General features: G+C 69.6%; 7 protein-coding genes. 3 read left to right on the top strand and 4 right to left on the bottom strand.

The features are described 5' to 3' along the window. The 3 genes from FL311_RS37255 to FL311_RS37245 all read right to left on the bottom strand — a co-directional run. Positions 1-1,035, bottom strand: a 1,035-nt coding sequence (locus FL311_RS37255; protein WP_305036179.1) for a kelch repeat-containing protein, incomplete at its 3' end; no start/stop codon positions are given. Next, complete coding sequence (locus FL311_RS37250) at positions 1,032-1,808, bottom strand: hypothetical protein (protein WP_141332439.1); 777 nt, start codon at positions 1,806-1,808, stop codon at positions 1,032-1,034. The genes FL311_RS37255 and FL311_RS37250, both read right to left, overlap by 4 nt. Positions 1,809-2,048: 240 nt before the next feature. Continuing rightward, positions 2,049-3,344 (bottom strand): MopE-related protein, encoded by a 1,296-nt coding sequence (locus FL311_RS37245; protein WP_141332438.1) that lies wholly within the window; start codon positions 3,342-3,344, stop codon positions 2,049-2,051. Between the two features lie 352 nt (positions 3,345-3,696). Between FL311_RS37245 and hflX the strand changes: the two genes are divergently transcribed. Together hflX and FL311_RS37235 are read left to right on the top strand one after the other, a co-directional pair. Continuing rightward, positions 3,697-5,157 carry a GTPase HflX gene (hflX, locus tag FL311_RS37240; protein WP_141332437.1) on the top strand — a complete coding sequence of 487 codons (1,461 nt, stop codon included), beginning with the start codon at positions 3,697-3,699 and terminating at the stop codon, positions 5,155-5,157. 143 nt (positions 5,158-5,300) lie between these two features. After that, positions 5,301-7,295, top strand: a complete 1,995-nt coding sequence (locus FL311_RS37235; protein WP_141332436.1) for a S8 family serine peptidase — start codon at positions 5,301-5,303, stop codon at positions 7,293-7,295. Positions 7,296-7,358: 63 nt separating this feature from the next. Here the strand turns inward: FL311_RS37235 and FL311_RS37230 are convergent, their stop codons facing one another. Continuing rightward, a complete protein-coding gene (locus tag FL311_RS37230; protein ID WP_228557336.1) occupies positions 7,359-8,192 on the bottom strand; it encodes a hypothetical protein in 834 nt (277 codons plus the stop codon). A 527-nt stretch (positions 8,193-8,719) separates the two neighbouring features. Between FL311_RS37230 and FL311_RS37225 the strand changes: the two genes are divergently transcribed. After that, positions 8,720-9,594: DUF692 family multinuclear iron-containing protein (locus FL311_RS37225; protein WP_228557335.1), on the top strand; the 875-nt coding region annotated here is incomplete at its 3' end.

Below are 9,594 nucleotides of genomic sequence, written 5' to 3'. Positions count from 1 at the left end.
GCCCTCCCCCACCGCGTCCACCTGGGTCCAGGTCTCCGTCGCCGAATCAAAGACATCCGCGCTGGTCGGATACCCGCCCCCCTCCGTCGTGCCTCCCGTCACCAGCACCTTCTTCCCCGCGCCCACCGCCGTGGCCACGGGGTGGTGGCGGGCCACGGGCGCGCTGGCCGTCATGCTCCACCTGGGCACCGGGTCGCCCCCATCCCCCGGGAAGTAGAGCTCCGAGGTGGTGACCACCGCGCTGTCATCGGAGCCTCCCGTCACCAGCACCTTGCCGCTGTATAGGAGGGCCGCGGCGTGGCCATGGCGCGCCGTCGCGGGACTCAGCGCCGCGGTCCACGTGAAGTCCTGGCTCACCAGCTCCGCGCTCTTCAGCGCGCCGCTCGCGTTGCGGCCCCCCGTCACCAGCACCGTGCCCGACGACAGCCGCACCGCCGTGTGTCCAACGCGAGCCGTGGCCATCCTCCCCGCCGGAGACCAGGCCTGGTCCCTGGGGGAATAGCCCTCCGAGACATCGAGCTCGGCGCCCGAGGACTCGCCGCCGGTCACCAGCACCACGCCGGAGTACAGGAGCGTCGCCGTGTGGCCCGAGCGCGCCGCCGTGAGCCCCTGCGTGTCGCCCATCCTCGGGCACTCCGGAATGCCAATGGCGGAGACCGTCACCTGCGTGGATGCTCCCAACCGGCTGCTCGCGGTGAGCGTGACGGTCGCCGCGGGAGCCTCGATGCAGTCCGGCGCGGTCCATTCGACCTCCGTCGTCGTGGCCGTGTCGCGAGCCGTTCCCAGGCTCCCCACGTTCGAGGACCAGGTGAACTGGAGCGGCTCGCCCGCCGGGTCCTTCGCGCCCGCCTGGAGCCGCAGCGTCCCCTTCTTCTCCACGTAGAGCACCGAGGCCGGCACCTGCTCGAAGGCGGGCACGCAGGCGTCTGGATGACGCTGGCACCAGGTCTTCTCGCCCTCGTCGAAGTCGACACAGCCCGCGAGGAACACCAGGGCGCCCCAGAGCATCGCGACGAGCCACGAGCACGTCTTCACGGCCACCTCCCGGAGACGAAGGCCGAGGTGCCATCCGTCCCCAACACCACCGCGGGGTCCCGAGGCCGCGACGTTCCCCCCCACAGGTACAACCCCGTGGCCACGCCCAGCCCCACCACGCCCGCGCCGGCGAGCACCGCGCTCACCGTCTGCAAGGTCCTTCCCCGCGAGGACGTGTCCTTCATCCCGGACATCGTCTCGGGGGCGCCGGACGCCTGGGTCAGCTTGGAGTGCTGCCCCCGCGCCATCAGCCACGTCACGCCCGAGCCGACCAGGAGTCCTCCCCCCACCGCGCCCGTCAACCACACCCGCCGTGGCACCGAGGCCTTCGTGCCGGCATCCGAGACCTCCGCTGTCACCCGTCGCTCGCGCGGCGGTGCCGCCGCGTCCAGCTCTCGCTTCACCTGTCCTCGCAGCGACTCGAAGCGCTCGGAGACCTTGGGCGAGACGGAGAGCGGGAGCTTCGCGTCCGGCTGGAGGAACAGGGCCGCCTTGAAGGCCGCGTCGGACGAGGTCGACTGCCCCAGGTCCGCCAGGATGACGCCCTCGTAGAGCGACAACAGCGCGTCATCCGCCTGGCTCCTCGACAGCCGCTTGGCCCGGGAGATCTGCTCCAGCGCCTGCTCGTACTCGAGGTCGTTGTAGAGGCGGGTCGCGGCCAGCACATAGGGCCGCACCGTGCCCTGCTCCTGCGCCCCCGCCGGGAGCGCGCTCCCCAACACCAGGCTCATCACCACCACGAGAATGGGACGCGTCCGAACAGAAGTCTTCATGGGCTCCACGAGCAGGCACTCCGTCGTGAAGCCCCAGCTGAAGACAGACACCGGCACGCTGGCGACAGGGCCTCGCGAGACTGTCTCGAATCCAACAGAAACCCAGACTCAGGGCTCCCGTGTCTGGAGAAAGCTCGAACCGAGGCGGAATGAGCGCCGCCTTGTTGGCACGTCCTCCGCGAGCAGGGGGAGCCCGCGGAGGACGTTGGCCCACCGTGGAGGACACGGTGGGGGCCGACTTCAGGGGCGACAGTCGGACGCGTTGTTGTCGCTGTTGTCCTTGTTGTTGAGGACGAAGGGGAACCCGCACCCGGCCGGAGAGCCGCACGACTCGCGGCCCGCGAGCGGGTTGCCGCAGCCGTCACCGTCGCGGTCCTCGTACCAGCTCAACCGCTGGAAGGCGCCCGAGCGGGTGTCCTCGCAGTCATCCGGCTCGGTCGCCAGATAGGTCCCCTGCACCAGGACGTTGCCCGTCGCGGGGGCCACCAGGTTCGTCGGGTTGGTGCACCAGCGCAGCTTGAAGCCCGGGCCCGCGTGGCCGTCGCGGTCCGCGTCGCCGTACCAGAGCCGCGTCCCGCCCGCCGAGGCCGGCAGGTCCGGGGCCACGTCGTTCTTGTCCCCGTCGCAGTCGTTGTCCACCTGGTCGGAGAAGGCCCCCGCCTCGCACAGCTCCGTCGGGCCCGGGTTCACGCTCGCGTTCGCGTCGTTGCAGTCGCTGGAATCCTCCACGTAGCCCGCGAGGCGGACGCACCGTTTCTGCGTGTCCGTCTTCGCGCCGTACCCATCCCCGTCCGCGTCGCGGTACCAGGCGGTGCCGTTGACGGCGCCCTCCGTGTTCCCGTCGCAGTTGTTGTCCAGCTGCGGGCCCGTCTGCTCGCAGACCTCGCTGGCGCCCGGATACGTGGTGTCGCGGGTGTCGTCGCAGTCCGTCCTGCTCGCCACGTGCTGGGGCGGAGCCGCGCAGGCCTTCACGGCCGTCGCATCTTTGCGACCGTGGCCATCACCGTCGCTGTCCGGGTACCAGGACGGCCAGTGGCCCTGGTCGTCGTCGATGGCTCCGTCGCAGTTGTTGTCCTTGAGGTCGCAGACCTCCGGCGCGCCCTGGTAGATGGAGGCGTCACTGTCCGACGTGTAGTCGGGGTTCTCGGGCGGCGCGTCGCACTGCTGTCGGACGTCGGGCCCATAAACAATCCAGCCAGAGCTCTCGGGACGCGCACAGCGCAGCTGCACGGTGCTGAGATAGACGGCCCTGTCGCCATCCAGGTCCAGGACCCAGTCCTTGGGATTGGTGAGCGCCCGCCTGCTCCCCGCCGCGGGCTCGCCACACACGCGCGAGGAGCCCGCGCTCGTTCCGAACCCATCACTGTCGTTGTCCACGAACCACGTGCGAGGACCATGGCCAAGCACCAGATAGACGGCGCCCGCGTTGCTGCTGAACCCAGGCGCGCCGACGGCGAAGTCGGCCGAGCCGTCCGCGTCCACGTCGCCGAGCGCCACCAGGGACCTGCCCAGTTCGCTGGCCGCCGCGGGCCCCATGAGCCGGCCGCCCGCCGACAGCGAGACGTTCCCCGTGAACCGCGTCGCCGCGCCGTAGACTCCATAAGAGTATGAGCACGCAATTTCGCATTTCAATCAATCGGGGCCCGTCTTGCTCAGCAGGACTGCACAACTACAATCAACACCAACCCCTTCGCGCCCATACAGACAGTCTCAGACTCCCAGTCCCAGCCCCTGTCAGCTCAGACCTCGGGGACGCCGTCGGCGTGTGTCAGTCTTGTCTCGGGCCTGTGATTCCGAGTCCAGACAAGGCTTTGCGAATGTCTCCAGGGTGCCCGGAGGGGGTTCAGCTCCACCCCACCCCGGGCCCGCACCGTGCTACGAGGGCCCCATGTCGAAGACGCCGCCCACCTCCCGCCCGCCTGTCGTCCTCGTGGGCGTCCAGTTCCCCACCGTGTCGGACACGGAGCACGCCGCGGACCTCGCGGAGCTGACGCGGCTGGTGCACACCCTGGGCTACGACGCCGTGGCGACGGTGAGCCAACGCCGGGGCGCGCTCGCCACGGGGACGGTGCTCGGCAAGGGGAAGCTCAAGGACCTGGCCGCGCTCACCGGAGGTCCGGGCGTCGTGTCGTCGGGCGCGCGTGACAGGACCAGCAAGGCCCGCGCGAAGTGGGAGGCCGCCCAGGAGGAAGGCGCCGAGGACGACGTCCCCGAGCCCTTTGGCGACGGGCCGGAGGCGGTCGACGCCCCCGAGGAGGATTTCGACCCCGAGGACGAGGAGACGTCCGAGACCGAGCTGGACGCGAGCGGCCCCCGGCCCACGATGGTGGTGGTGGACCACGAGCTGTCGCCCAGCCAGCTTCGCAACCTGGAGAAGGCCACGGGCGTCCCGGTGATGGACCGCACCGGCGTCATCGTCGACATCTTCCACCGGCACGCGCGCAGCCACGAGGCCCGCATGCAGGTGGAGATCGCCCGGCTCAGCTACCTGGCGCCCCGGCTCCGGGAGTCCTCGGGCGGGAGCGAGCGACAGCAGGGACGCGGCTCGGGAGACTCCGCGGTGGAGCTGGACCGGCGGAAGATTCGAGACCGGCTCGCGGAGCTGCGCGCGGGCCTCGCCGCCATCGAGAAGGAGCAGGACCAGCGCCGGTACGCCCGCCGCGAGCAGCTCCGGGTGGCCCTGGTCGGCTACACCAACGCGGGCAAGTCCTCTCTGATGCGCGCGCTCACCGGGAGCGAGGTCCTGGTCGCCGACCAGCTCTTCGCCACGCTGGACACCACCGTGCGCGCGCTGCATCCGGAGACACGCCCCCGCGTGCTCGTCTCCGACACCGTGGGCTTCATCCAGAAGCTGCCGCATGACCTGGTCGCCTCGTTCCGCTCCACCCTGGACGAGGCGCTGGAGGCGTCGCTGCTCCTGTACGTGGTGGACGCCTCCGACCCGACGTGGCCCTCACAGCTGGAGGTCACCCGGACCGTGCTGCGTGAGATTGGCGCCGACGTGGTGCCGAGCAAGCTGTTGCTCAACAAGTGCGACCGGCTGGAGGAGGCCGCTCGCGACGCCCTGCGCGCCGAGCACCCGGACGCGGTGCTGCTGTCCGCCCACCGCCCCGAGGACGTCGCCAGCCTGCGTCTGGACATCCTCCGCTTCTTCGAGGCGTCCATGGTGGAGGCCCAGCTGAACATCCCCTACTCGAGCCAGGGACGCATCGGCGAGGTGTATGAGCACACCACCGTGCTGGCCGAGGAGTACGACGAGCACGGCCGGAAGCTGCGCGTGCGCGGCCTGCCCGCCGCGATTGCAAGGCTCACGCGCGCCTTTCCCGCGGAACAGACGGAGCCAGGCTGATTCCCATCCAGGAAGTCATGACACTCGGCCATTGAGAAAACAGGGCAACGATTCAACAGACGGACCGTGCGTTCATCTGGCGGATGGTTGTCCGTGTATTCCTCTTGTTAGGAATCCGGGTCCACCTTGAAAAGGGGTTCCCGATGTCTCACTGGAGAAGTGTCGTCGCATTGGTCGCGGGGTTGTGGAGCACCACCACGCTCGCGCAGGCGCCCGTCTTCCGCGCGGAGCAGGACCGCGCGGGGCAGCTTCGCGACGAGCGTGGCCGAACCCTCTACCTCGTCGACCTGGAGGAGTCCGCGACGCACGCGTTCCTGGCGAAGGCAGCGCCCCCGGCCGACGGCTTCGACAGCCACCACGACCTGCCGACCCGGCACCTGGTCAATGACTTGCGTCTGGCGCACGCCGTCACGCCCACGCACCTCATCAGTCACGTCGGGAAGGGCTTCTCGGCCTATCTCACCGAGGAGCAGGTGGAGCGGCTGAGCAAGGACCCTCGCGTCAAGCGACTCACCGAGGACGCGCCCGTGGACTTCAGCGCCGTGTGGAGCAACTCCGGGACGACGACCGTCACGCCCTGGGGCATCCAGGCCGTCGGCGGTTCACAGACGAGCAATGGCTCGCGCACCGTCTATGTGCTCGACACCGGCGTGGCGCCCCACACGAACCTCCCGTTCCTCGAGCGGCTCGTGGCCATGCCCGGCAACTCCCCCACGGGCTGCTATCCGCACGCGACGCATGTGGCGGGAATCATCGGCGCCAGGCCCACGCCCCAGGGCGGAGTGGTGGGCGTCAACAAGGGAGCGCGCATCGTCTCGGTGGCCGTCGGACAGAATGAGCCGGGCGTCACGACCTGCTCGTCCGGGGGGACCTACGTGGGAATCGGGCTGGGGCTGGACCTCATCTATTCGCGCATCCTCGCCTCCGGCACCGTCGGCATCATCAACATCTCGATGAACGGCCCCGACTTCAAGGAGGGCAGGACGCTCGGCGACAAGATGCGGGTCCTCGCGACCCCGAACCCGTCCGTGGGCTACCCCGGCGCGTTCATCGCCCAGTCCGCCGGGAACGACCACCGGGACGCGTGCAACTCCTCGTTCAACACGCCGAGCCCCAGCGACGGAATCATGGTCGTCGGCGCCATCGACAGCAACGCACAGCCTGTCCAGCTGCTGGCGGGCGTGAACGCCATCCGCAACCAGCCGCTCGCGGGCGATGGCGCGGGCTCGAACTACGGCCGGTGCGTGGAGACGTGGGCTCCCGGCAACGTCATCCGCTCGACGTGGCCCGGAGGCTACGCCGACCTGTCCGGCACGTCGATGGCGGCGCCGCACGTCGCGGGCCTCGCCGCGTTCCTCGCGGAATCGCAAGCACTGACGACCCCCGCGCAGATCGAACAGGCGGTCCGGGCGCGCCACGTGACGAACTCCGGCTCCACCGCGACGGTGCCCAACCTGCAGCTTCAGTCCGTCATCGCCCAGCCCACGGTGGCGCTCGGCAACAACGGCCTCGCCGGCCACTTCCAGCAGTACAACAGCGACCCGTTCATCCTGCGCTACGGCTCGAGCGGCGCGGCGCGCTGCTCCATCAAGTCCTATCGGAACAACGTCCTCCAATCCCAGGCCGTGAACCTCACGCCCACCGGCACCGTGCCCACGGCGCCGCAGACGCCGGGCCAGTACCGGTGGGTGCTGGAGTGCGCGAACGCCGCCAACACGCGCCTGGCCACCACGCAGATCACGGCGACCATCGTCCGGGGCATCACGAAGGTGGTCTGGGTCATCACGAGCACGAGCACGGGCAACGTCCCGCAGGAGTTCTCCGGGGCGAGCGTCCGCATCGACACGAACCGGTTCTCCTGGGCCCCCAACACGATGGTGTCCCAACGCTACGAGAGTGTGGGCGCCGACGCGTGCGTGGTGACGACCACGGGGCTCAGGAACTTCGGTTGGGACACGCATGAGTTGTGGAGCAGCGGCACCTATTCCCCGTCGCACGACTTCGGGACGCTCCTGCTGGGCAACCCGGCCACGCTGCCGGCGCCCGGGCCCTTCGACCTGGTTCGCTGGCACGTCGAGTGTACCAACGCCGAGGGCAGCTCCCTGGGCGCCACGATCCACGGCTTCCAGAGCCTCTGAGGCGAGCACGCACACAGGACGCCGGGCTTCCCAGGGCGGAGGCCCGGCATCCCTGGCCGCGCGCTACTTCACGCAGTTGCCCCAGCCGCGCTTGCCGTTCATGACGGACATCTCCCAGTAGCGCGTGCCCGCGTTGTAGTCGACGCTCACGCCATCCGTGAAGCTGTTGTCATCGAACTTCCCGCCCACGCCGGAGAGCGCGCACGCGACGCCGCCCGGGTTGTACGCCAGCGTCTCCGTGAAGCCGCCCGGGTCCCCGGCGATCCACAGCCAGCCGCCATGGTCCTCGGGCACGTTCACGCAGACGGCCCGGCCGCCGCCGGCACCCGACAGGTTGCCACCCAGGTACCAGTTGAGGCCGTCGTTCCACACGCGCACGTAGTCGGAGTTCGACGCGAAGCCGCCGGACGCCGTCACCTGCGTGAGGAAGCAGCGCCGCTGCGCCGTCACGGCGCCGAGCAGCCGGGCCGCCTGGCCCTGGGCCCAGGACATCTCCGTCGTCCGTCCGGCCGACGTGTAGATGCACTGCACGCCCACTCCCAACGCCTTGCTGTTGTTGTGGCTCACGAAGAGGATGTAGTCGCCCGCGGACTGGAGCACGCCACCGGTGGCCCAGCGGCCCGCCACCGCGGGCTTCAGGTTGCCTTGCAATCCCGAGAGGAAGCACGTGCGGCCCGTCGTCGTCCCGATGTTGGTGGACGTGTAGCCGTTGGCCGTGGTCCCCCACCAGTAGGCGTTCTCGACGCCGACGGCCTGCGTGGTCTCGCCCGTCTCCTCCGCCACGGGCGCGGCGGCGCCCTCGGTGCCTGGAGCCTCCTGCTCCACGCCACAACCCACCGCGAAGGCCGCCAGAGGCATGGCCAGACACCAGCGCTTCATCACAGTCATCCGGTTCATCGTCCCAACCCTTTCCAGAGAGACATCGGAACGCTCCTCGCGTGACGCCACGGGATGCGGCGCAGCGGGACAGAGCGGGTTGGCCCCTGAGCAACGGGGGTGCCAGCGGGCGCGCCCTCGGAGCGCCTCCTTCCTCCAGCAAGCGTTGCCGTGAATGCGTGCGCTGGGCGCGGCAAGGCCCGCCGGGGGACGGCAGGGATTGCCGTCCACGAGCGGGCCTGGTTCAGGACCGACCCCTCCAGCAGTGAATCCTTCTTGACAGAGAGTCACACTGCGGGCGAGATTCCTCTTCACCATGAACAATCTCAGCTCACTCCCCAAGTCTCAGTCGGCTCGGTCTCCGCAGAACGTCGAGACCGAAGAGTTCAAGCTGGAAATGCTCGACTGCGGCCCTGGCTATACCTACTCCAACAGCGAGGCGGTCTGTTTCAGCTGCTTCTGTGGCAGCGGCTGTCTGTGTGGCTGCACGGGCACGTCCGACCCCTCCGCCTGATTCAACGCCCGGACGCCGACGCCCCGTGGTCTCTTTGCGTGAACTGCCATTCCTCGGCGTCGGCATCGGCTTCCGGCCGGAGCTGCAGAAGGAGCAGTCGAGGCATCTGGATCGGATCGACTGGTTCGAGCTGATCGCCGACCGCTACCTGCGCTCCGTGCCCGAGAGCATCGAGCGCGCCCGGGCCATGAAGGGCCGTCAGGCGCTCGTGCCCCATGGTCTCGAGCTGTCCGTCGGGACCGAGGGGCCGCTGGACCTCGCCTACTGTGACGAGGTCGCGGAGCTGGTGCGCACGCTGCGCGCGCCCTTCTACAGCGACCATCTGTGCATGACGAAGGCAGGGGGGTTCGAGATCGGCCAGCTCACCCCGCTGCCGTTCACGGAGGCCGCCGCGCGTCGAGCAGCCCGGAAGGCCCGCGACATCCAGCGGATGCTGGGCGTGCCGTTCCTGCTCGAGAACGTCTCCTACGGCTTCGCCTTCCCCAGCCCGATGACCGAGCAGGCCTTCGTGTCGCGGGTCGTCACCGAGGCGGACTGCGGCCTGCTGCTGGACCTCACCAACGTCTTCATCAACTCCCAGAACCACCGGTACGACCCGTACGCCTTCCTGGAGGCGCTCCCCCTGGAGCGCGTCATCCAGATCCACCTGGCGGGGGGCGAGAAGCACGGCGGACGCTGGGTGGACAGCCACAGCCAGTCGGTCGACGCGCATCCGGAGGTGTGGCGCCTGCTGGAGTACGTCGTGGCTCGCAGCCCGGTGCGCGCCGTGCTGATTGAACGGGACCAGAACTTCCCCGAGGAGTTCCAGGAGATGCTCCAGGACATCGAGCACGCCCGGGACATCCTCGGACGCCGGGGCACCGTGGAGCCCCCGCTCCCCGCCGCCCGCCCGCTGGACCTGGCTTCCTC

This window comes from Myxococcus sp. AB025B (assembly GCF_006518215.1).
GTDB classification, from domain to species: domain Bacteria; phylum Myxococcota; class Myxococcia; order Myxococcales; family Myxococcaceae; genus Myxococcus; species Myxococcus fulvus.
This window is presented reverse-complemented; position numbering and strand designations above follow the sequence as displayed.

Excerpts from the sequence above, each read along its gene's own strand:
- FL311_RS37245 (WP_141332438.1), bottom strand. The coding sequence starts at position 3,344 with ATGGGGCCCGCGGCGGCCAGCGAACTGGGCAGGTCCCTGGTGGCGCTC.
- FL311_RS37250 (WP_141332439.1), bottom strand. The coding sequence starts at position 1,808 with ATGAAGACTTCTGTTCGGACGCGTCCCATTCTCGTGGTGGTGATGAGC.
- FL311_RS37235 (WP_141332436.1), top strand. The coding sequence starts at position 5,301 with ATGTCTCACTGGAGAAGTGTCGTCGCATTGGTCGCGGGGTTGTGGAGC.
- hflX (WP_141332437.1), top strand. The coding sequence starts at position 3,697 with ATGTCGAAGACGCCGCCCACCTCCCGCCCGCCTGTCGTCCTCGTGGGC.
- FL311_RS37230 (WP_228557336.1), bottom strand. The coding sequence starts at position 8,192 with ATGAACCGGATGACTGTGATGAAGCGCTGGTGTCTGGCCATGCCTCTG.